Origin of the sequence: Sulfitobacter sp. HI0027, from assembly GCF_001634775.1 — a bacterium.
Taxonomy (GTDB): Bacteria; Pseudomonadota; Alphaproteobacteria; order Rhodobacterales; family Rhodobacteraceae; genus Sulfitobacter.
This window is the reverse complement of sequence record NZ_LWER01000248.1, coordinates 1-610: the sequence shown is the minus strand read 5'-3', so window position 1 is coordinate 610 and position 610 is coordinate 1. Positions and strand designations below refer to the sequence as shown.

Sequence of the window (610 nt, the reverse complement as noted above, 5' to 3'; positions counted from 1 at the left end):
GCCTTGCCCTTGCGCTCATACCATTTCCGACAAAACCCTATAAAAGCGGCATCCGGGTGACGTGGTGGGTCGTTCATCCACATCCGCCATTCCTGCTCAAGCGCATAGACATCCCATGTGGGAGCAGCCTTTCGAGCCTGATCGTAGGCATCAGAAGACAAACGCACCGATACCTCTGAAGCGAACGATGGGCTATCGCCGTAAATCTCTAGGAACTCGGGCTTTGGAGTAATTTCCAGTACATCATGCAAAAGCCTGAAGCGATAATCGGGCATGTGGGACTGAGCCTCATCTGCCCTGCAGATCGCCTTTACAAGGCGTTTGAACTCTTTTGCTGTAGATGTAGAGCCTGTCTTGTGTTGCAGCTTATCTAGCCCGATCCGCCAGACATCCTGCTTTCCGCAGTGCTTTCGTGCCAACTCATACAAGCGCCGCTCCAAAGGTTTGCGAAGCTGAAAATATGCTTTGTTAAGTGTTAGCACATTCTTGTTCTCGATTGCCTTGACGAGCCAGTCACCCATTTCCAGTTCCACGCTGAGAAGGCGTCCTGTGGAGTCCTCCTTGACGATCCGCGCGTCGGTGATGAATGAAATCGAACGCCATTCGCCTA

Annotated in this window: 1 protein-coding gene; it reads right to left on the bottom strand. The window is 52.0% G+C overall.

The window, feature by feature from the left end:
- The coding region (locus tag A3722_RS15040) for a replication initiator protein A (RefSeq protein WP_201722040.1) at nucleotides 1–610 on the bottom strand (610 nt) is incomplete at both ends.